The organism is Pseudomonas auratipiscis (genome assembly GCF_036324085.1).
GTDB classification, from domain to species: Bacteria; Pseudomonadota; Gammaproteobacteria; order Pseudomonadales; family Pseudomonadaceae; genus Aquipseudomonas; species Aquipseudomonas auratipiscis.
In genome coordinates this window covers 230,660-251,649 of sequence record NZ_JAZDCU010000008.1, presented here as the reverse complement: position 1 = coordinate 251,649, position 20,990 = coordinate 230,660, and the positions used below count along the sequence as shown (strand labels likewise).

Here is a 20,990-nt window from a genome sequence, read left to right as displayed (position 1 = left end):
GCGCGCATTCTACGCTTTCCTCAGAGTGTGTCAAGCGTTTATTTTGAAGTTTTTCAGAATTTCTCTTTCAACTTCAATCGCTTAAGCTAAAAGCAGTTTCGAACTGCTCGTTAGCGGGAGGCGAATAATACAGCATTCAAATACCGGGTCAACCCCTGCCTGGAAATTCTTTTTCCTTATCAAAGCACCGGGTTGCCACTATAGATACTGACTGACTGCTTTTGGCCCCTGCTGACCAAGCGCTTACGATTGCCTTAAAGCGCAGCATCGCAAATAATGAGACATATTATCATTTGCAGCGATCAATCATGGACGCAGGGGTCAAAGCTTCAACACCACTGGATGTCGAGCATCTGTACGGCGAGCATCATAGCTGGCTGAAAGGCTGGATACGTTCGCGTATAGGCAATAGCGCCGATGCTGCGGACCTGGCTCAAGACACCTTTATACGTATGCTGACCCTGCGCAGCACGCCCCTCTTGCGCGAGCCACGGCATTACCTGGCGACCATTGCGCGCGGGCTATTGATAGACAAGGCCCGACGTCAAACCCTGGAACGGGCTTATCTGGACGTACTTGCCACTCGCTCTGAACCGTTGCAGATATCACCGGAAACGCATCACCTGATCATTGAGTCGCTGATGGCCATCGACGCATTGCTCGATGGTCTTGGGGCACGCACTCGGAAAATCTTTCTGCTGGTTCAGCTCGAAGGCCTTAGCTACGTGCAAGTGGGCAAACAGTTGGGACTATCGGTTACGACAGTGAAAAACCATCTGGCAAAGGCGCTGATGCAATGCATTCTGTTGATGGGCGATTGAGCGGTGCACATATCGATGCGCCGACCAAGGAGCATTTGCAAGCGGCAGTACAGTGGTATCTGACGCTCAACGACGCCGATGTCAGCGGCGATCAGCGCACGGCCTGGCAGCGCTGGCTTGGCGCTGACCCCCGACACGCAAATGCCTGGGCGCGAATCGAAAAGCTCCAGCAGCAATTGCGCGGTGTAGCGCCCGATGTGGCCTTGCCAGTGTTGTCGCATATGGGCGTGCAGCGACGCCAGGGCCTGAAGATGCTGATGGTGCTGGCCGCCGGCGCCACGGCTTTTGCAGGTTACCGCGCCTCCCCCTACAGTGCGGATTTCGCCACCGGCACCGGCCAGCAACGCCGCGTGACCCTGCCCGATGGCAGCAACCTTGAGTTGAACACCGATACCCGTGTGGACATCGCATACAGCCTGGAGGAACGATTGATTCTGCTGCGACACGGCGAAATCCTCGTCACCACCGCAGCAGATCGTGCCCCCACTCGGCCGTTGTCGGTACAAACGCCGCACGGCCGTATCCTGGCCCTGGGCACTCGATTCGATGTACGTCTGCAGCAGGGCTTCAGCAGTGTCGAGGTGCAAAAGCACGCAGTAGAGGTGCGCGCTCTGGACGCCCCACTTCAAGTACAAAGAGTCGAAGAAGGGCAAGCGCTGACCTTCGGTACTTCCCAGCTCGGTAAGCTGCGCCCGAGTCCTGTCGGCAGTAGCGCCTGGAGCCAAGGTTTGTTGGTGGCCGTGGACTGGCGACTGGCAGACTTTGTCGCCGAGTTGGCTCGCTATCGCCGGGGATATCTCGGGTGCGCCGATAACGTCGGCGATCTGCGCATCTCCGGCGCTTTCCGCCTGGACGATATCGATGGTGTGCTGGCCAACCTGCAGGTTTCGCTCCCTGTGAAAGTGCGGCGCTTTTCCAGGTATTGGGTGCGGGTCGAGGCATAGTCGGCGCGCCTACCTGCGAATAACAATAAATCTCGTCTTGCCGATTCCTTTTTTCGTTCGGCTCATCAGTAGAGCGGTTAATCAGCCGCCTTTACTGCAACGGCATAGGAAGCGCAACATGAGCCACCCAAGTCCCCTCCAGAAGACCGCATTGCGGCTGAACCTCAATGGTGCGTTATTGCGCATGAGCCTCGGCGCTGCCTTGTGCTCCGCCGCCATTGCGCCTTGCGCCTGGGCGCAACAAACCACTGAACAGCTCGACTACAACATTGCGGCCGGGCCCTTGGGAACCGCGCTCAGCCAATTTGCCGCAGCAAGTGGGGTGACCTTATCGTTCGGTTCAACGCAAACCCAGGGCCTGGTCACTGCGGGAATCAAGGGCCGCTACTCATTCAATGAGGGCGTTACCCGACTGCTGGCCAACAGTGGGCTGCAGCTGCGTCAGGAGGGGGCGGGACGCTTTAGCCTGGTCAAGACGCCATCCGGCTCGGCCCTGGAGCTGGGCACCACCAACATCACCGGTGGATACCTGGGCGCTACCACCGAAGACACCGGTTCCTACACCACTGGCCCCATGCAAACGGCAACCAAACTTGCGCTGTCCATTCGCGAAACACCGCAGTCGGTCACGGTCATTACCCGTCAGCGCATGGATGACCAGAACATGAAGTCGCTGGAGGATGTGCTGAAAAGCACCCCGGGCATCGCCGTCACCAAAGATGGTCCGCAACGCTCGACCTTCTACTCCCGCGGCTTTGCCGTGGAAAACCTGATGACCGACGGCCTGGCCAACGATCTCTCGCACTACCTGACCCGTGACATGAACTCCTCGCCCGACATGGCGATTTTCGACCGGGTGGAAGTGGTCCGTGGCGCAACTGGCATGATGCAAGGCTCCGGCAACCCCGCGGCAGCGGTCAACATGATCCGCAAACGCCCGACCGCCACACCGCGCGTGAGCATCACTGGCAGCGCCGGCAGCTGGGACAACTACCGCACCGAATTTGATGCCTCCAATGCACTCAATGAAAGCGGCACCCTGCGCGGCCGCGTGGTCACCGCCTACCAAAGCAAAAACAGCTTTCAGGACTTTGTCAGCTCCGAGCGCTCGGTGTTTTACGGCATTACCGAGGCGGACCTGAACGAAGACGCCACTTTCACCTTTGGCATCAGTAACCAGAACTCCAACTACAACGGCGCCTGGGGCGGCCTGCCGGTTGCCGCCGATGGCAGCGACCTGCACCTCAAGCGCTCCACCTATCTGGGTAGCAACTGGGAATTCTGGGACCAAGACAACACCACCGCCTTCACGCGCCTGGAATACCGCTTCGCCAATAGCTGGAAAATGCTGCTGGCGGCCAGCAAAAGCTGGTCGGACCTGAGCATGGCCGGTTCCATTCCGGAACGAATGGGCGACAACTTTGACCAATTCGGTCAGTACATCGGCAGGTACGACTACGACGACCAGCAGAGCAGTTACGATGCTTATGTAACCGGCCCCTTCTCGCTGCTCGGCCGCACCCATGAATTGGTCGTCGGCGCCAGCAAGCGCGACTTGACGTTCAAGGGCAAGGGCCTGGCCACTTCGCTCGATACCCATACCGACCTGCACAACCCCAGCGGTATTCCCAAGCCAGACTTGAGTGCCAATCCCTGGAAACAAGACCGCACCAGCGAGCAGGAAGGCGCCTATGTCACCACACGGTTGAGCATCAGCGAAGACTTGAAATTGATCCTCGGCGCACGCCTGGACTGGTACGAGTTTGATGTAGATACCAGTTGGAACGGCAAGACCTCAGCCAGCAGCCTGCCGAACAAAGTCACCCGCCATCTGACTCGCTATGCCGGCGCTGTCTATGACCTGGACCAGAACCACTCGATGTACATCAGCTACACCGACATCTTCCGCCCGCAAACCGAGCTTGACGCTCAGAGCAACGCGCTCAAACCCATAGAAGGGAAGAACTACGAGATCGGCATCAAGGGCGAATACTTCGACGGCAACTTGAATGCCAGCGCGGCGATCTTTCGCATCGATCAAGAAAACCGCGCCAAGGAACTCAACCCCAACCAGTGCAATCCAGTGGGCAGCACCTGTTTTGAAGCCGCTGGGGAAGTGCGCAGCGAAGGTTTCGAACTGGAAGTGAATGGCTCATTGATGCCCGGCTGGGAATTGGGCGCCGGCTACACCTACGCCGCAGCCAAGTACACTAAAGACACTGATCACAATAATGTCGGGCGCTTGTTCAGCACCAACATTCCGCGGCATATATTCAAGGCGTTCACCACCTATCAACTACCGGGGGAACTCCAACGCTGGACGATCGGTGGCGGTCTCTCTCGACAGAACACTGTCTACAACAAAGGCAGCAACGATTACCTGACCACGTTCGACTATCGCATCGAACAAAAGGCCTACACCGTCGTCGACCTGATGAGCAGTTATCAGGCTTCGGAAAACGTGAACATACGCGTGAACCTGAACAACGTCTTCGACAAGACCTACTACCAGGACATCAGCTCCAACACCGACTATGGCAACAGCCTGTACGGCGAGCCGCGCAATGCGATGGTGACTGTTCGCTGGTCATTGTAATGGGGTAGCACACGGCTGAAATCGCGAAGGTTACCAACATCGCCAGCGTCACCAGAGCCTGACAAATTCTTAACCTGAAGATCCAGTTAGTTGGGAATGCAAGCCACCTATTAACAGCAGAAAAACAAAACCCCCTGTTACGTCAGTAACAGGGGGCTTGGACTGATCCGGAAAAGGACCAATCGGGTCACTTCTAAACTTACTGCTGTGGCAGCTTGTCGATAGGACCGCAACCACCAATAATCTTAGAAACGGAAACCGAAGGGTGGAACAGGTAGTCGTAGGTGCAGTTTTTTGGCTGGTTGTAAACTTGGCCAGTGCAGCCCGACAGCAGAGCAACGCCCGAAACCAGGGCAACAGCAACAGATGCTTTCAACAGCTTTTTCATACTAAGTCCTTTAATTTATGAAACACCGCCCTAATAGCGGCGGCGCGATTATACGGAAAACTTGTAAAACTCACCAGTCAGCAATGGACCCGCTCTAGAGCGCCTTTGCAACCAGACTAATCTGCCATGCCATGTCGCAATCGGACTCGGCGACGGCGCGCTCGACAAACACTCCCGCCCATACTCGTAGGTACTGTGACCAGGCCTTTTTCAACCGTGCGTTCGTCGTGATGACTGATCGACTAGAGCAACTGCGCGTTTCAGCTATGCCGCTTTCAAGGTGTTCGAAAGGGAAGGATTGATGTTCGCCTAACGGTCAGTCAGCACGCCCCAAGATCAAACAAAGAGAATAAGCATAATGATCAGCCTGGGCTCCGAAGATTCGAAAGGTCAGTTGGCGCAAGGTTTCAAACCTCGCCACGTCACCATGCTTTCCATTGCCGGTATTATTGGTGCGGGGCTATTCGTCGGTTCCGGACATGCAATTGCCGCTGCCGGTCCCGCTGCAATCCTGGCTTACTTTTTGTCCGGCATTCTGGTCATCCTGGTCATGCGTATGCTTGGCGAGATGGCCGTCGCCAATCCTGATACCGGCTCTTTTTCCACTTACGCCGACCAGGCTATCGGGCCATGGGCGGGTTTCAGCATTGGTTGGATGTACTGGTGGTTCTGGGTGCTGGTCATTCCAATTGAAGCGCTTGCTGCAGGGCATGTACTCAACGCCTGGTTTCCTGGGGTCGAGTCCTGGTTGTTTGCACTGATCTCCATCATCGCCCTGGCCGCCACCAACTTATTCAGTGTTGCCAAGTACGGTGAGTTCGAATTCTGGTTCGCGATGTTCAAGGTGCTGGCAATCATCGCCTTCATTGGCCTGGGCGCTGCGGTGCTGATGGGCTGGGTGCCAGAGCGGGAGGTCAGTGGGTTTAGCCAATTACTGGAGGAACACGGCGGCTTCGCACCTAACGGCGCTTCGGCCGTGGTAGGGGCCTTCATCACCGTAATGTTCAGCTTCATTGGTATCGAGGCGGTTACCATTGCCGCGGCTGAATCACAAAGTCCGGCAAGGAACATCGCCAGGGCTACCCGTTCGGTCATCTGGCGGATCGGCGTGTTTTACCTACTGTCGATTTCCGTAATCATTTCCATCGTGCCCTGGAACGATCCTTTGTTGGCGTCGGTGGGTTCCTACCAGCGAGCGCTGGAATTGATGAACATTCCCCACGCCAAGTTCATGATGGATGTGGTGGTACTGGTCGCGGTGGCCAGTTGCATGAACTCCTCGATTTACATTGCCTCTCGCATGCTCTATTCGCTGGGCAAGCGTGGCGAGGCGCCCAGGCAGGTTAAGGTCACCTCGAAAGTCGGGGTACCAAGAACTGCCGTGATCGCCAGCACCGTGCTCGGTGCCGTGATCACCGTAGTCAGTTACTTCGCCCCGGCTGGGTTGTTCCAGTTCCTGCTGGCCAGCTCCGGCGCCATTGCCTTGCTGGTGTATCTGGTTATCGCCATTTCACAGCTGCGCATGCGCGCAAGGCTGCGGCGCCAAGGGGTTCAGCTCAACTTTCAGATGTGGCTGTTTCCGTGGCTCACGTATGCGGTGATCGCCTTTATCGTCGCAGCGCTCGGGGTCATGTTGGTGACCCCGGAGCACCGCGCCGAAGTCACCACTACCATCGGCCTGGCGCTGGTGATTTCCTTGTTCGGCATTGTACTGACCCGCCAGCATGGGCAGCCTGCACGCGTGCGCTCTACCGCTCAGTGAACACCTGGGCTCATACCATCGGCAGTTGGTGGGTTACGCAATGAATACCGCCCCCACCCGCCGCAATGGCGTCGATATTGAGCTGTACCACATCACGGTCCGGGTACAGTTCAGTGAGCAAGTCGTACGCTTTGGCGTCGGCGGCTTTATCCCCGAACTGCGGAGCAATGACTGCGCCGTTGATAACGAAGTAGTTGATGTAACCGGCCGCAAAATCCGGGTTGTCCTTGCTGAAGCGGTTGCGGCGCGGATTCAGTGGCGGTGACACCGTGTATATCTTGAGCTTGCGGCCATCGGCGTCGGTCGCGTTCTTGAGAATTTCCAGGTGCTTCTTGGTTACCTTGTGATCGTATGAATCAGGGTCGGTATCGAGGTTGGCAATAACGACGCCAGGGCTGACAAAACGCGCATAGAAATCGACATGCGCATCGGTGATGTCCTTGCCCTTGATCCCCGGCAACCAAATGATCTTGCGCAACCCCAGTTGCGCCTTGAGTTCCTCTTCAACCTCGGCCTTGCTCCAGCCACGGTTGCGATTGGCATTGATCCAGCTGCTTTCGGTCATGATGCCCGTACCGTGACCGTCCACTTCGATGCCACCACCCTCACCTACCAATTCGCTGCGCTGATAGGTGGCCTCGGCGTTGTTCGCTACCAGCCTTGCCACCCGAGCGTCAAAGGCGTGTTGTTGCTTGTTGCCCCAACCATTGAAGTTGAAATCGACCGCACCCAGGTCGCCTTGCTCGGTGATGACAAAGTTGGCGCCGATGTCACGCATCCAGATGTCATCCAGTTCGGTGACGACAAAGGTGGTGTTCTTGCTTCCACACAGCTCCTTGGCCAGCTCCCGTTCATGGGCACGGCACAGCACAACCACAGGCTGGTAGCGAGCGATGGTGCTGGCGATCCGGCCGATCGCTTCTTGCACGTCACCGGTGAAGTCTTCCCAGATGGCTTCTTGGGCTCCAAACGATACGAAGGCGCATTGCTGCTTATCGCCCTCGTCCGGCATGAACCAGTGACCTTTACCGGCTGCCAACGCCCGTGGGGTGCCGAAACCAAAGCCCATTGATGCAACCAGACCCAGACCGGCGGCCGCTGAAACCTGCTGTATAAACTCACGACGCGTTGGCATCTGTATGTCTCTCGATCAAATCAATAACAGTGAACGGGCGCCACGCCGTTAGTTGCTGGACGCCGTTTTGAATTTGGTCCACACCCGCATCCGCGCACGCATGTCGGATTGAGGAATGTCCTTGCCTGTCACCAGGCGCTCGAAGGCCTCTTCAGCCGGATAGATGTCCGGGTTGTTGCGCATCTGCGGATCGACATCCGGGCGCGCCTTGGCGTTCGAGGTGGGGTAACCGGTAAAATTGCTGATGGCCGCCATGTTTTCCGGACGCATGACGAAGTTGATAAAGGTATAGGCGTATTCCGGGTGTTTGGCATCGACCGGAATCGCCATGTTGTCCATCCATACCGTGGTGCCTTCACGCGGGATGCGGTACTGGAAGCTGACTTTCCTGGACGCTGAGTCGGCCGTGCGCTGAGCCTGGGTCATGTCGCCGCTGTAGCCGAGCGACAGGCACAAGTTGCCGTTGACCAGGTCAGTGACCGGTTGCGACTGGAACTTGCGGATATACGGCCTGATCTTGAGCAGCAGTTCACTGGCCGCAGCGAGGTCTTCCTTCTTGGCACTGCGCGGATCGCGGCCCAAGTAATTAAGTACCACCGCCAGGGCTTCGTCCGGCGAATCGATCATCGAGATCCCGCAGTCGGCAAATCTGGCTGCCAGCTCCGGCTTGAACAACAAATCCAGGCTGTCCACCGGTGCATCCGGCATGCGCTTGCGAATCTGCTCATCGTTGTACGTCAGACCGATGGTGCCCCAGGTATAAGGCACTGTCGCCTTGCTGGCGTGCGGATAATGAGTACGCAGCTTCTGCAGGCCCGGCTCCACATCGGCCAGCGCGGTTATCTTCGAGCGGTCCAGCTCCTGCAGGCTGCCGGCACGCATCAGTCGCTCCGCCACGGTGTCGCCAGGAAAGATCAGGTCGTAGCCGCTGCCGCCGGTCATCAACTTGGCTTCCAGCACTTCGCTGCCGTCCATCACGTCGTAGATCACCTTGATGCCAGTCTCGGCAGTGAACTTGGATAGCGTGTCCTCGGCAAAGTAATCAGCCCAGTTGTATAGGCGCAGGGTCTTTTCCTCAGCGTGTGCCGTGGTCAAGGTGGCCCCCAGCGCGAAGCCCAGGGTAACGAGCAAACGTTTATGGCTGATGTTCATATCAAACCCCTTGAGTCTTCCAGCACGCATTGACTTGACGACCATCGAGCCCCAGAAGCGCTGCATACATTTCCGGGCGGCGGTCGCGGTAAATACCCCAGGTAAGGCGCTCTTCACGCATCGCCGCCAGGTCCAGTTGCTGCACCAGCACACCAGAAGTATCGCGGTCGGCTTCGGCCAGCATCTTGCCTTTGTGGTTGCTGATAAAGGACGAGCCATAAAAGGTCATCTGCAACTCGGGATCGGTGGTCGCGGCCTCAAGCCCCACACGGTTGGAGGCAACCACGGGCAAGATATTGGCCGCTGCATGTCCGCGCATTGCCATCTGCCAGTGATCCCGCGAATCCAATTCCGTGGCACCCGGCTCAGAGCCGATGGCGGTCGGGAACAACAACACCTCGGCGCCCATCAGCGCCAGGCAGCGTGCAGTTTCGGGGAACCACTGGTCCCAGCAGATGCCCACGCCCAAACGTCCATATGCACTATCCCAGACGCGGAAGCCGGTATCGCCAGGGCTGAAGTATTCCTTCTCCTGATAGCCGATGGCGTTGGGGATATGGGTTTTGCGGTACACCCCCAACAGACGGCCGTCGGCATCAGCCACACTCAGCGAATTGAAGTAGGCATTACCAGCCTTTTCGAACCAGCTCAGCGGCAGTACTACGCCCAGCTCTGCAGCCAATGCGGCAAAGCGCTTGAGTACCTGGCTGTGTTGATATTCCTCGGCCAGGGCCAAATGTTTGTGATGCTGTTCGATGCAAAAATAGGGCGTGGCGAACAATTCTTGCAGCAGGATTACCTGGGCGCCCTGGGCCGCCGCCTGACGCACCAGTTGTTCGGCCTGATCAAGATTGTGTTGCAAATTCCAGGTGCAAGGCATCTGCGTAGCAGCAACGGTCAACATGCTCATGCATCACCCCTTCATCGGCCAGGCAGGTTGCTGTTGAGTGATGCAGTGCACGCCCCCACCACCGTGGGCCAGATGGTTGATCTGCACCGGAACCACTTCACGTCCAGGGAACGCCTTGGCCAATACCTCGGCAGCCGCATGGTCCGCCTCGATGCCGTAGGCCGGCATGATGATGGCGCCATTGGCAATATAGAAGTTGGTGTAAGAGGCGCAAAACACCTCGGCATCGACATCCACCGCCTCGCTCGCTTCGTACAGCTCGTGCATTTCAAACCTGCGACCCTGGGCATCGGTGGCCAGCTCCAGCGCCCGACGGTTTTCCCGAGCGACTTGGCCATACACCGAACTCTGGTCGCGGGTCGCATCGACCAGCAACACGCCAGGACGAGCGAACGCGCAGACGCCATCAACGTGACCATCGGTCATGTCGCCAGTAACGTAATCTGGGTCGCCCGGCAGCCAGATGGTTTTTTTGATACCCAGAAAGCGCGAGAAAATCTCCTCGATCTCGACCTTGGTCGTTCCCGGATTACGGTTAGGGTTGAGCAACACCGACTCGGTGGTAATCAACGTACCCTCGCCGTCCACATGAATTGCCCCGCCTTCGTTGCTCAAGGCCGTGCCAAAGCAGTCCAGGCCAAGCGTGTTGAGCACACGCCGCGCCAGGCCTTCATCCAGGTCATGCGCCGACTTGCCGCCCCAGGCGTTGAAGCGCCAACTGACACCGGCCAACCCAAACTGGGGATGGCAAACAAAGCTTGGACCCGAGTCGCGGCACCAGCTGTCGTTCACCGCCAGCTCGATCAGCTCGATGTTCGCCCCACAGAGTTTGCTGGCACTGGCGCGGGCGGAGGGATCGACCACCATCTTGACCGGTTCGAAGCGCGCAATCGCATTGGCAACACGGGCAAAGTCCACCTGAACTTGCTCCAGCGTCACTTTCCAGCCGGACTCCCACAACTGTTGGTTGTGCGGCCAGACCATCCAGGTCGCTGCATGGTTCACCCACTCTGCGGGCATGAACCAACCACTGTTCAGATCGTCATTGCGCTGCATGCTTCCCACCTTTCAGTTAAGGGATATTAATTACTGAAAACCGCTGCTGCGGTAAGAAAGTCCATGCTATGGCTTCATAAATGCGCAAACAAACGATAGATTTAGCCGACAACTGATCAGTAGAGCTAATCAATGCTAAAGCACTGGCCTCCCCTGAATGCCCTGCGTGGCTTCGAAGCTGCCGCTCGCCTGGGCAGCTTTCACAAGGCAGCCGAAGAGCTGCATCTCACCCAATCGGCGATCAGCCAGCAGATACGCAGCCTCGAAACATTCCTGGAGCAACCGTTGTTCTTTCGCAGCGGTCGCAGCGTGAGCCTTACCGATGCCGGCTACGACCTGCAAAGCACCACCCAGGCGATGCTGCAGCAACTGTCCGTGGGTATTCGTCGTCTGGAGCAATACCGCAAGCCCAACCAACTGGTGGTCAACACCACACCAGCGTTTGCCCGCCACTGGTTGCTGCCGCGCCTGGGCGACTTTCATCGCCAGCACCCCGAAGTTGACCTATGGTTGTTCACCAGCTTCGAACCACCGGACATGGCCACACAAACCATCGACCTGAGCATTCGCGACGACCTCAGCGCCCAGGCTGAATGCAGCCACCTGACCCTGTGCCGTGATCGCCTTTACCCGGCCTGCCATCCTGATTTGCTCAACACGCCCAAGGAGCAGCGCACCACCTTGCATGGCGAACGCGAAATGGACTGGAGTCACTGGGTAATAGAGGGCGGCGAAGATGTCGGCCAACGCAGCAATGGCCTGAACTTCTCCGACCCAGGCCTGTTGCTCGATGCCGCCTGCGCGGGCCATGGAATTGCCCTGGTCAGCCAACTTCTGGCGAACCAGGCAAACAGCCAAGGGTTATTGCAGCCGCTGTGCACACAAACCGTACGCGGGCCTGACTGGAGCTGCCTGATACATCGCGATAGCGAGAAGAGCCCGTTGACGCGGAGTTTTAGTACTTGGTTACAGGCTAGCCTGCAAGTTGATGGCGATTGATGATGTGGCGTTGTATGCGGCATCGCCAAAAGGTCGATTCCCAGGGCGCGAATAACTCTCAGCACCGTGTCGAAACGAGGCTTCGCACCTGGAGACAATGCCTTGTAGAGGCTTTCACGACCTAACCCACTGGCAACGGCTACCTGAGCCATGCCACGAGCTTCGGCAACATACCCAAGCGCTCTGATGAGCTCGCAGGCTTTGCCAATGCCTACAAAGTGCGGGTAATACCGTTCCATGTGGGAGCCCGCGTTGCCGGGGCTGCAGATGAAGACGCGGCCCTGGTATGGGCCGCGCATTTTCCAGGAGAGATGGCTAAAGCCATTATCGATGATGTGGTTCTGTAGGCTTATCGCGCGAAGAAGAACGGACGAATACGCACGCCAACCACGTTGCCCGCATACGCCGCAATCAACCATAACCAGCCATGCACGCTACCGGAGGCAATACCGCTGAAGTACGCACCGATGTTGCAGCCATAGGCCAGGCGCGAGCCGTAACCCAATAGCAGTCCGCCAATAACCGCAGCTACCAGTGATCGCAAGGGAATGTTCAGGTTTGGCGCAAAGCGACCTGCCAAGCCTGCGGCCAGCAGCGCACCGAGGACAATGCCGATGTCCATCACCGTGGTGACATCCTCCCACAGTGGCGAAGCCAGGGCCTTGGCATTGGCCGGTACTTGCCAGAACGCCCAACTGCCGACGTCTACGCCCAGGCCGCCAAGGGTTTTTGCGCCCCACAGGGCGAATGCCGAGGTGATGCCCCATGGTCGCCCGGCCAGTGCCAGGGTTGCGTAATTGAGCAACGCCAGGGCCACGGCGCCCCACACCAGCGGCCATGGGCCACGCAGAAAACGACGCAGGCCCTGGTGCTCACTGGGAGGCGCAGTTTCCAGCAGACCGTGACGGCGCTTTTCCAACACCACTGTGGTCCATGCAATTACCGCGAATACCGCCAGGCTCACCAGCACTGCCGGCAGCAGGCCAAAGGACTGAACAATCGAGGTAGCCGGAAACGATGGCAGCGAGAACCACCAATCGACGTGATGGGTGGCCGATACTGAACCGATGATAAAAAACAGCAGGGTCACCAGCATCCGTGCGTTGCCGCCGCCGACGGTGAACAAGGTACCGGAAGCACAGCCACCGCCCATCTGCATGCCGATGCCAAAGATGAAGGCACCAAACGCTACCGAAACCCCGGCCGGAGCCACCAGTCCTTTGACCGGCTGACCGAACAGCGTGCCGGCATCCAGCGCCGGAAAGAACAGCAACACGGCGATGGTCAGCATGACCATCTGCGCCCGTAACCCTGCCCCGCGGCGTTCGTTGATGAACACGCGCCAAGCCGAGGTAAAGCCAAAGGCGGCGTGATACAGGGTGAGCCCCAAGGCGGCGCCGACGATCAACAACAACACCTGGTTGGTGCCGACATAAGCCTTGAGGAACAGGGCGCCGATCAGCAGCAGCGCCATGGCGAACAGCGGCGCACCGAGGCGACGTTCAGGCACGATGGGAACAGAAAGACTCATGACAATATCCGCGTGGCGATTTTTCAGTTGGCGATTGTACCTGCGCAAGCCAGCAGGCAGTGTAGGATTCCTGACACCCTCCCCCATCAGCGAGCCACCTTATGCAACTGACTCATCGCCCAGTCCAGGCCGCGGACATCGCCGCCATCTGCTGCTTTCCCCAAGGCCCCGACGAGCTGTTCTACATGTTCCCCAAGGCCAATTACCCACTGACGCCAGCGCAATTGAGTGACGCAATTACACAGCGAGCCGGCTCGACAGTGGTAGAAGGCGATGGGACGGTGCTGGCATTCGCCAACTTCTACAAGGCCGAGCAAGGCGGTGTCTGCGCCTTGGGCAATGTGGTGGTAGCCCCTGCGGCCCGGGGTCATGGCGTAGCGCGCTATTTGGTGCAGAGCATGATCGACCTGGCCCGCAGGGAGTTCGATGCCCGCGAAGTATGGGTATCGTGCTTCAACAGCAATACTGCCGGCTTGTTGCTTTATCCACAGCTGGGCTTTGAACCCTTTGCCATCGAGGAGCGCCAAGGGCCTGGCAATACGCGGATAGCCTTGGTGCAGATGAAGCAGATGTTGTGAGCTACCAACGCAACCAGCGCGGCCCGAGCAACGCGCCTAGCAGCGTGGGAATGGCCATGCCCAGCACATACCAGACGCCCCAGAACGGCACCTCCATCTCTGGGCAATGCAGGCAGTAGGCCAAGGTCGCAGTGGCGCTCGCCAACAAACCGGCCACTGCACCCGACAGGCGCAACTGAGTAGGTGCAAACTCGCGCAAGACACGAATCAACGCAAAGAAGCCCGGCACCGACAACAACACAATGTTGAACGCACAGCTGCGCCAGGTCTGGCCGAAGATCATGCTCAATTGCTGTTCTTCAGGCACACCGCTCAATACCAGCAACGTCACCGCCCAAACCCCAAGCACGGGCGCGCCAATCCCGCCCCAGCGCAGGCCAACCTCAAGGCCAGGACGTGCCAACCGGTTGAAGACCAGTAGCGCAGCAACCATCAAGCTTGCCGGCAAGGCGATCTTGCCCCAGAACAACGGTGTTGCCGCCACCACGGCAAGATCGGCACGCACCCCATACAGCAGCACTGTCAGCACGCTGGCGCCGACAATGGCGATCAGCATGGCAAGGCCAATACGTCGCGTAAACTGCTGCCGATCGATCGGTTCGATACCGGTGGCAAGCAGGGAAATCAGGTCGTCGGTTTTCATCATGTACCTCGAATCAACGCTGCGAGTGCCTTGAGCCCCCGATGGATGCCAACCTTCACCGCTGACCCGGAAAGCCCGGTCAGATGTGCGGTTTCCTCCACCGACAGCCCCTCCAACTTGACGTGCACAATCGGCAAGCGTTGCTTGTCTGGCAGTTGCTGCAGCAGTTTACCCAAGTCCCGCTGGGCTTGAGCCGGCGCTTGCTGCTCCTGTGCAAACAGCTCGTCACTGTCCTCCAGTGGGTCGTTCAAGGCGTCTCGTCGCCCCTGGCCGCGCAAATGATCGGCGAGTTTATAGCGGGCAATAGCCTGCACCCAGGCGGTCAACGGCTGATCGCGCTGATAGCTTTGACGGGCGTTATGCACCGCCAGCAGCACTTCCTGGAGCACGTCCTCGAGATCGTCCGAGCGCGAATACAGGCGCTTGCGCAAAAAACCTCGAAGGTGCCCGCTCAGTTGCTGCAGGAACAGTCGATAAGCCTGCGCATCGCCGTCCAGTCCTGCCACCAACAAGCCTTGCAACGCAGCTTCACGCGAACGCAGCAGTTCACTCTGTTTAGTTCGGTCCATCCAGGGCTCTGGTTACAGGGGACGAAAAGAAAATAGCTGCCAGAAACGATAGCGTTTTTAACTACCTGGCGAAAAGACAAAAAAATTCTGCTGGGCTGTAACCCATCGACCAAACCCGGCGAACTACTTCACGAGCCGCAAGCAAAGATGCCCGGCCACCTAACCTTTGGAGTATGACGCCATGAAAACTTTCGCCGCTACCGCCGCCGCTCTCGCCTTCGCTTCGATCGCTGGGACTGCCGTTGCCGCTTCGTCCACCGATGCGCCAGCACCTGCCATGGAAAAATGCTACGGCGTGGCCATGGCAGGTAAAAACGATTGCAAAGCCGGGGCCGGCACCAGTTGCGCCGGTACAGCAAAAATGGACTACCAAGCCAACGCCTGGAAGAACGTGCCTGCTGGCACCTGCACCTCGATCAAAACTCCCAACGGCATGGGCTCGCTGACTGCAAAACAGTCCTGATCCTCGGCAACCGGTAAAGGGCGAAGCGACCGTGAACACACCTTCCTCTCTGAGTGCGAACACCGACTTGGGCGCCGGCCTCGGGCTCAAGGCCGAGCATTACGAAGACGCCGTGGCCTGCAGGACACCCGGAATGTGGTTCGAGGTTCACCCGGAGAATTACATGGTCGCAGGCCCTCGACTGGAATGGCTACAAGCCGTTGCCGAGCAGCACCCGCTGTCTTTGCATGGTGTGTCCATGTCGTTGGCCGCCGACCAGTTACCGGATGCCGAGCATCTGTATCGCCTCAAGGCGCTGACCGAACGAGTGCAACCACAACTGTTGTCGGAGCACCTGGCCTGGTCTACCTGGCAAGGGCAGTACCACCCGGACTTGCTGCCCTTTGCGCGCAGCCACGCGGCCCTGCAACGCATAGTCGAGAACATTGACTACGCCCAGGATATCCTGGGCCGCCCGCTGGCGATCGAGAACCCAAGCCACTACACGCACCTGGACGGGCATGACTTCAGTGAGATCGACTTTCTCACCGAGCTTTCCCAGCGTACCGGCTGCAGCCTGTTGCTCGATATCAACAATGTGCATGTCAGCGCCCATAACATGGGCTTTGAGGCCAGCACCTACCTGGATGCATTTCCGGCCCACCTGATCAGCGAGATTCACCTGGCCGGTTACAGTCAGGACGCCAACAGCGACCTGTTGATTGACTCCCACGATGCGCCCATTGCCGCCGAGGTGTGGACGCTCTATCTGCGCTTGATAAAACGCATTGGCACGCGTCCTACCCTGATTGAGCGCGACGATCAGATCCCCCCCTTCGAGGCACTGCTGCGCGAGCGCGACATGGCCCAGTTGCTGCTCGATAGCAACAGTAGACAACCATGAGCACTTCAACGCTGGGACAATTCCAGACAGCTTTCGTCAACGCCTTGTATGGCGGCGAAGCGTCGAATGAGCTGCTTGCACTCACCCAGCAAGTTGGTTTCACGGTGTATCGCAATACCGTGCTCAAAGGGTGTGTGGATGCCTTGCAGGCCAACTTTCCCTCCGTCGAGCGTCTGGTGGGCAACCCATGGTTCCGCGCTGCTGCTACGGTTCATGCAACCCTGACGCCGCCCAGTGACGCCCGCCTGATCCTCTATGGAGAGCACTTCGCAACCTTCATTGAGCAATTCGAGCCCGCACAACATCTGCCTTACCTGGCTGATGTGGCCCGCGCTGACAGGCTGTGGATCGAGGTGCACACCGCGCCTATCGACAGCAGCCTGAACATGCTGGCGATGACCAACCTGGTACCTGAACTGCTCGGTCAACAACACCTGCGCCCGCGCACCGATGTGCGCTGGCAATGGTTCGCCGAACAACCGATCTACAGCATTTGGGACAGTAACCGCAGGGCCGCGCCCGTGCCGGAGCCGCTTGCCTGGGAGGGTGAAGGGGTATTGATGCGCCGACAGCACGGCCAGGTGCTTTGGCAAGTTCTGAGTGAAGCCGATTGCATCTTTCTCGACGCCTGCGCGGCGGGCAACTCCCTGGAACAGGCAACCAACAGCGTCCTGACGTTCGACCCAACGCTGGACTTCACCACCCTGCTCGCCCGCCTGCTGGCGGCGGAAGTATTTGCTTGAGCAGCGCCTACCCATGTGCCCTTGAATGGAGAACACCATGCACTCGATCAGTGAAACGCCCGACAAACATCCAACCGCCGCTGGCACATTCTGGTCGCGTTGCGCAGGGCAACTGCAAGGACTGATCAGCGACTCGTTGCTGTCACTGATCGCCCGCCTGGGCATCGCGGCGATCTTCTTTCTTTCAGGGCGCACCAAGGTCGAAGGCTTGCTCAGCATCACGCCGAGCACCTATGAGTTGTTTCGTACCGAGTACGTGTTGCCGCTGCTCCCGCCCTGGCTGGCCGCTCACCTGGCCACTTATGCCGAACACCTGTTTCCGCTGTTGCTGGTACTTGGTCTGTGCACCCGCTTCGCCGGCTTGGCGCTGCTGGGAATGACCTTGGTGATCCAGGTGTTTGTCTATCCCGACGCCTGGCCAACTCACTTGAGCTGGGCAGGTTTGCTGCTGGTGGTGATCGGTCGTGGCGGTGGTCGCTGGTCACTGGATCACCGCCTGGGCATCCGTTAGGCCCGCACAAAACGCTGCCTGAGCACATCACTCAAGGCATCCACCAGCAACACCAGCACCAGCATGGCAATGATTACCGTGCTGGCCTGGGCCTCCTGGAACAGGCTCAAGGTGGTGTAGAGCATCTGCCCCAAGCCACCGGCCCCCACGAAGCCGAGCACGCTGGCCATACGAATATTGTTTTCCCAGCGATATAGGCTGTAGGCCAGCAACTGCGGCCAGAGGTTGGGCAAGGTGCCAAAGCAGAAGGCGACGACTTGGCTGCCGCCCTGCAAGCGAATGGCAGCAGCCGGCTCTGGCGGCGCGTTTTCCAGCGCTTCGGCGAACAATCGGCCCAGCACTCCCGAGGTGTGCAGGGCCAACGCCAGGGTACCGGCATTCGGTCCCAGCCCAGCTGCCAACACGGTCAGCGCGGCCCAGACCAGTTCCGGTATCGCCCGCAGGGCATTGAGCAACAACCGTGCAGCCCCCTGCAGCGGCCAACCAAAACGCCCGGCGGCTGGCAACGCCAGCAACAGGCCGAGGATCACCGCGAGCAAAGTACCCAAACCTGACATGGCCAAGGTTTCCAACGCGCCTTTGCCCACAGCCTGTAAATGCCCGGCACTGAGGTCCGGGCTGAGAAAGCGCGATGCATAGGCCCCCATTTGTCCCAGCCCGCCGTTACCGAACAGCGACTGCAAATCGAGGCTGAGGTAGGCGAACGAGGCAAACACGGCCGCCAGCAGGGCAAGGATCAACGAAGCATTGAGCAAGCGTCTCATGCCAGCCTCCCGCGCAGCACTCGGCTGAGTTGGTCCGCCAGCCATACCAACACCAGGAAAGCCAGCAACATGCTCGCCACCTCGGCACCGGCGAACATGCGCATCGACAAATCGATCTGTTGCCCGAGCCCTCCGGCGCCAACAAAGCCCATCACTACGGAGGCGCGAATCGCGCACTCCCAGCGATACACTGTGTATGACACAAGCTCCGCGGCTGCGTCCGGGAGGATGCCGTAGAAGAATGCGCTCAGACGACTACTGCCCGCCTGCAGTAGGGCATGGGCAGGACGCTGGTCGACCGACTCGAAGATCTCCGCGTACACCTTGCCGAGCATGCCGCTGTAGGTAATGGCGATGGCCAACACCCCGGCAGTCGGCCCCAGGCCCACCGCGCGAACGAACAGCAGCGCCCAGACAATCTCCGGCACACTGCGCAGAAAGATCAGCAAGCCACGCACCGGCAGGCGCACCGTGCGTGACCACAGCCCCAAGCGACCACCACGAGAGGCGGCGTCCATGGACAGCGCCCGGCTAGCCAGCAAGCTGGCAGGAATAGCCAGCATCAACGCCAGGGCCATACCGGCAGTGGCCACCGCCAGCGTTTGCAAGGTGGCCTGCCAGAGCAAGACGAGAAAATCCGGGTCATGCGCTGGTGGCCAGAAAGCGCTGACGAAATTGCCCATTTCACGACGGTTTTCAGCCTGTAGGAGCACGCCGGGATTAAGCTCGCTCAACTGAATACCAGGCCAGAGCACGGCAATAATCAGCAGGGTCAGCAACAGCCTGGGCAAGGCTGCAGGGTCGCGTTTTTCGGCACTTAGCATCGTGGAATCTGCTGGGGCAGGGCCGGCAAAGGCACTTGAGGCGAAACCAGATGTTCGTTGGCATACAGCGCATCGAGCATGTCTTTGGAGACCTCCGCAGCCGGCAGATCGAACATCACCTGCCCTTCGCGAATGCCGATTACCCGTGGAAAGTGCGCCAACGCAAGCTCCACCGCGTGGAGGCTCGCCACCAGGGTGACACCACGTTCGGTAGCATGTTGATTGAGGGTTCTCAGGCTGTGTTCGGCCAACACGGGGTCCATGGCCGAAACAGGCTCATCCGCCAGCAGGATTTCCGGTTGCTGATACAGGGCGCGGGCAATGCCGACACGCTGCAACTGCCCGCCAGACAACTGCCCGCACTGGGCAAAGACCTTTTCCGCCATGCCCAGCCGCGACAGCACCGCGCGCACACCGGGTACATCCGAGGGGTGCAACAGATTGAGCAACCCACGCAAGGTGCTCCATTGGCCCAGACGCCCAGCCAGCACCGCTGTCACCACGCGTTGGCGCGGCGGCAGTGGCGGCGCTTGATGAACCATACCGATACGCGCGCGCAGACGTTGGCGCGCACCTGCAGAAAGGCGCCAAGGCGCTTCACCGAGCAGCTCCACGCTACCGCTGGTGGGCGCCAGGGCACTGGCTATCAGGTGCAGCAGGCTGGACTTGCCGGCGCCCGAAGGGCCGATGATTGCCAGCCGCTCGCCGGCCTCGACGCTCAGATCGACTTCAAGCAAGGCCTGCACCGCACCATGGCGCAGGCTGACGCAGTTGAGCTGGATCGTCACTTGAGCAACTCAGCAGCGCGAGCGGCCTCCTCGATACCCTTGTAGTTGTCCGGGCTGGTGGCGATGAATCGGCTGGCAGCCTGCAGGTCGAGGATCGCCTTGTCTGCGGGCTTGGCCGGATCAAGGTCAAGGAAGGCCTGTTTGATCTTGTCTTTCAAGGCCGGATCGAGGCTGCCGCGAACGGTCCAGTTGTAATCGTAGTAACTCGGGGTGGTGGCGAACACCTTGACCTTGTTGGTATCGACCTTGCCCGAGGCGACCAGCTTGTCCCAGACGCTGGCGTTGAGCACGCCGGCATCGACCTTGCCGGCCTGTACCCAGGCTGCAGTCGCATCGTGAGCCCCGGAGTAGGCCACCCGACTGAAGTAGGTTTCCGGCTTGATGTTGTTGTCCTTGAGCATGAAGTAGCGCGGCATCAGGCTGCCGGAGGTGGACGAGATCGAGCCGAAGGCAAAGGTTTTGCCCTTGAGATCGGCCAGGCTCTCGATTTCCGGGTTGGCGGTGATGAATTTGCTGGTGAACTCGGCATCCTGCTCACGCTGCACCAGTGGTGTCGCGGTCGGGCTCTTCAGGTGTACCTGAACAAAGGTGAAGCCGCCCAGCCAGGCCATGTCCAGACGGTCGGTGGCCAATGCCTCGACCACAGCCGGATAGTCGGAAACCGGCACGAACTCGACCTTCATGCCTAGCTTCTGCTCCAGGTATTGGCCCAGCGGCTTGAATTTGCGCAGCAGTTCGGTGGGTGCCTCGTCGGGGATGGCACTGACGCGCAGGGTGTCGGCCGCTTGGGCCAGGTAAGTCGAACACGACAGTACGAGGCCGGCGAACAGCGCCAGGGGACGTTTGAGCATGAGGGGTTCTCCGGTTCAATAGCGGGGAATGAGCCAGCACTGGGCTAGCTGCGGAAATTATAAGAGGCATCGGCGCAAA

General features: G+C 59.0%; 23 protein-coding genes and 1 pseudogene. 11 read left to right on the top strand and 13 right to left on the bottom strand.

The window, feature by feature from the left end:
* Window positions 1-308: 308 nt before the first annotated feature.
* The 3 genes from V0R60_RS14115 to V0R60_RS14105 all read left to right on the top strand — a co-directional run bounded on the left by V0R60_RS14115 (window position 309) and on the right by V0R60_RS14105 (window position 4,361).
* Entirely contained in the window at window positions 309-821 is a 513-nt protein-coding gene (locus tag V0R60_RS14115; protein ID WP_136478049.1) for a sigma-70 family RNA polymerase sigma factor, read from the top strand.
* Entirely contained in the window at window positions 797-1,765 is a 969-nt protein-coding gene (locus V0R60_RS14110; protein ID WP_330079906.1) for a FecR domain-containing protein, read from the top strand. The genes V0R60_RS14115 and V0R60_RS14110 overlap by 25 nt, the downstream gene beginning before the upstream one ends.
* Before the next feature lie 118 nt (window positions 1,766-1,883).
* Window positions 1,884-4,361, top strand: coding sequence for a TonB-dependent siderophore receptor (locus V0R60_RS14105; protein WP_330079905.1), 2,478 nt, complete (start codon window positions 1,884-1,886; stop codon window positions 4,359-4,361).
* Between the two features lie 199 nt (window positions 4,362-4,560).
* Here V0R60_RS14105 and V0R60_RS14100 read toward each other — a convergent pair whose 3' ends face one another.
* Window positions 4,561-4,749, bottom strand: coding sequence for a YhfL family protein (locus V0R60_RS14100; RefSeq protein ID WP_136478052.1), 189 nt, complete (start codon window positions 4,747-4,749; stop codon window positions 4,561-4,563).
* Window positions 4,750-5,107: 358 nt separating this feature from the next.
* On the opposite strand from V0R60_RS14100, the gene gabP reads away from it, so the two are divergent.
* A complete protein-coding gene (gene gabP / locus V0R60_RS14095) occupies window positions 5,108-6,511 on the top strand; it encodes a GABA permease (RefSeq protein WP_330079904.1) in 1,404 nt (467 codons plus the stop codon).
* 10 nt (window positions 6,512-6,521) lie between these two features.
* Here the strand turns inward: gabP and V0R60_RS14090 are convergent, their stop codons facing one another.
* Genes V0R60_RS14090 through V0R60_RS14075 form a run of 4 tightly spaced genes read right to left on the bottom strand, consistent with a single transcriptional unit; the run spans window position 6,522 to window position 10,764 of the window.
* The gene (locus V0R60_RS14090) at window positions 6,522-7,646 is read right to left on the bottom strand and encodes an agmatine deiminase family protein (RefSeq protein WP_330079903.1); all 1,125 of its coding nucleotides are present in this window, start codon (window positions 7,644-7,646) and stop codon (window positions 6,522-6,524) included.
* A 48-nt stretch (window positions 7,647-7,694) separates the two neighbouring features.
* Window positions 7,695-8,798: an extracellular solute-binding protein gene (locus tag V0R60_RS14085; RefSeq protein ID WP_330079902.1), complete on the bottom strand. Its 1,104-nt coding sequence runs from the start codon at window positions 8,796-8,798 to the stop codon at window positions 7,695-7,697.
* Window position 8,799: 1 nt separating this feature from the next.
* Complete coding sequence (gene aguB / locus V0R60_RS14080; RefSeq protein ID WP_330079901.1) at window positions 8,800-9,708, bottom strand: N-carbamoylputrescine amidase; 909 nt, start codon at window positions 9,706-9,708, stop codon at window positions 8,800-8,802.
* Between the two features lie 3 nt (window positions 9,709-9,711).
* Complete coding sequence (locus V0R60_RS14075) at window positions 9,712-10,764, bottom strand: agmatine deiminase family protein (protein ID WP_330079900.1); 1,053 nt, start codon at window positions 10,762-10,764, stop codon at window positions 9,712-9,714.
* A gap of 132 nt (window positions 10,765-10,896) precedes the next feature.
* On the opposite strand from V0R60_RS14075, the gene V0R60_RS14070 reads away from it, so the two are divergent.
* Entirely contained in the window at window positions 10,897-11,763 is an 867-nt protein-coding gene (locus V0R60_RS14070) for a LysR substrate-binding domain-containing protein (protein WP_330079899.1), read from the top strand.
* 14 nt (window positions 11,764-11,777) lie between these two features.
* Here V0R60_RS14070 and V0R60_RS14065 read toward each other — a convergent pair.
* A pseudogene (locus V0R60_RS14065) lies at window positions 11,778-12,002 on the bottom strand (addiction module antidote protein); the annotation flags it as partial.
* Here V0R60_RS14065 and V0R60_RS26990 point away from each other — a divergent pair.
* The gene (locus V0R60_RS26990; protein ID WP_375547276.1) at window positions 11,982-12,110 is read left to right on the top strand and encodes a DUF3077 domain-containing protein; all 129 of its coding nucleotides are present in this window, start codon (window positions 11,982-11,984) and stop codon (window positions 12,108-12,110) included. The pseudogene V0R60_RS14065 and the gene V0R60_RS26990 overlap by 21 nt on opposite strands.
* Window positions 12,111-12,112: 2 nt before the next feature.
* On the opposite strand, the gene V0R60_RS14060 is transcribed toward V0R60_RS26990, so the two are convergent.
* Window positions 12,113-13,294: a YeeE/YedE family protein gene (locus V0R60_RS14060; RefSeq protein WP_136478060.1), complete on the bottom strand. Its 1,182-nt coding sequence runs from the start codon at window positions 13,292-13,294 to the stop codon at window positions 12,113-12,115.
* Window positions 13,295-13,395: 101 nt separating this feature from the next.
* On the opposite strand from V0R60_RS14060, the gene V0R60_RS14055 reads away from it, so the two are divergent.
* Window positions 13,396-13,872 carry a GNAT family N-acetyltransferase gene (locus tag V0R60_RS14055; RefSeq protein ID WP_136478061.1) on the top strand — a complete coding sequence of 159 codons (477 nt, stop codon included), beginning with the start codon at window positions 13,396-13,398 and terminating at the stop codon, window positions 13,870-13,872.
* Window position 13,873: 1 nt separating this feature from the next.
* Here the strand turns inward: V0R60_RS14055 and V0R60_RS14050 are convergent, their stop codons facing one another.
* A complete protein-coding gene (locus V0R60_RS14050; protein WP_136478062.1) occupies window positions 13,874-14,515 on the bottom strand; it encodes a DUF1109 domain-containing protein in 642 nt (213 codons plus the stop codon).
* On the bottom strand, window positions 14,515-15,084 hold the full coding sequence (locus tag V0R60_RS14045; RefSeq protein ID WP_136478063.1) for a sigma-70 family RNA polymerase sigma factor: 570 nt from the start codon (window positions 15,082-15,084) through the stop codon (window positions 14,515-14,517). The genes V0R60_RS14050 and V0R60_RS14045 overlap by 1 nt, the downstream gene beginning before the upstream one ends.
* A gap of 181 nt (window positions 15,085-15,265) precedes the next feature.
* Here V0R60_RS14045 and V0R60_RS14040 point away from each other — a divergent pair, with 181 nt between their 5' ends.
* The 4 genes from V0R60_RS14040 (at window position 15,266) to V0R60_RS14025 (ending at window position 17,684) form a co-directional block, all read left to right on the top strand.
* Complete coding sequence (locus V0R60_RS14040; RefSeq protein ID WP_136478064.1) at window positions 15,266-15,547, top strand: BufA1 family periplasmic bufferin-type metallophore; 282 nt, start codon at window positions 15,266-15,268, stop codon at window positions 15,545-15,547.
* Between the two features lie 67 nt (window positions 15,548-15,614).
* The gene (gene bufB, locus V0R60_RS14035) at window positions 15,615-16,430 is read left to right on the top strand and encodes an MNIO family bufferin maturase (RefSeq protein ID WP_136479026.1); all 816 of its coding nucleotides are present in this window, start codon (window positions 15,615-15,617) and stop codon (window positions 16,428-16,430) included.
* Window positions 16,427-17,173, top strand: a complete 747-nt coding sequence (locus V0R60_RS14030; RefSeq protein WP_136478065.1) for an HvfC/BufC N-terminal domain-containing protein — start codon at window positions 16,427-16,429, stop codon at window positions 17,171-17,173. The genes bufB and V0R60_RS14030 overlap by 4 nt, the downstream gene beginning before the upstream one ends.
* A gap of 37 nt (window positions 17,174-17,210) precedes the next feature.
* Window positions 17,211-17,684 carry a DoxX family protein gene (locus V0R60_RS14025; RefSeq protein ID WP_330079898.1) on the top strand — a complete coding sequence of 158 codons (474 nt, stop codon included), beginning with the start codon at window positions 17,211-17,213 and terminating at the stop codon, window positions 17,682-17,684.
* On the opposite strand, the gene phnE is transcribed toward V0R60_RS14025, so the two are convergent.
* The 4 genes from phnE to V0R60_RS14005 are packed head-to-tail and all read right to left on the bottom strand — an operon-like array spanning window position 17,681 to window position 20,911.
* The gene (gene phnE, locus V0R60_RS14020) at window positions 17,681-18,448 is read right to left on the bottom strand and encodes a phosphonate ABC transporter, permease protein PhnE (RefSeq protein ID WP_136478067.1); all 768 of its coding nucleotides are present in this window, start codon (window positions 18,446-18,448) and stop codon (window positions 17,681-17,683) included. The two genes, V0R60_RS14025 and phnE, sit on opposite strands and share 4 nt — an antisense overlap.
* Window positions 18,445-19,272: a PhnE/PtxC family ABC transporter permease gene (locus tag V0R60_RS14015; protein ID WP_136478068.1), complete on the bottom strand. Its 828-nt coding sequence runs from the start codon at window positions 19,270-19,272 to the stop codon at window positions 18,445-18,447. Before V0R60_RS14015 ends, phnE begins: the two co-directional genes overlap by 4 nt.
* Window positions 19,266-20,060: a phosphonate ABC transporter ATP-binding protein gene (locus V0R60_RS14010; protein WP_136478069.1), complete on the bottom strand. Its 795-nt coding sequence runs from the start codon at window positions 20,058-20,060 to the stop codon at window positions 19,266-19,268. The genes V0R60_RS14015 and V0R60_RS14010 overlap by 7 nt, the downstream gene beginning before the upstream one ends.
* On the bottom strand, window positions 20,057-20,911 hold the full coding sequence (locus V0R60_RS14005; RefSeq protein WP_136478070.1) for a putative selenate ABC transporter substrate-binding protein: 855 nt from the start codon (window positions 20,909-20,911) through the stop codon (window positions 20,057-20,059). Before V0R60_RS14005 ends, V0R60_RS14010 begins: the two co-directional genes overlap by 4 nt.
* Window positions 20,912-20,990 lie beyond the last annotated feature (79 nt).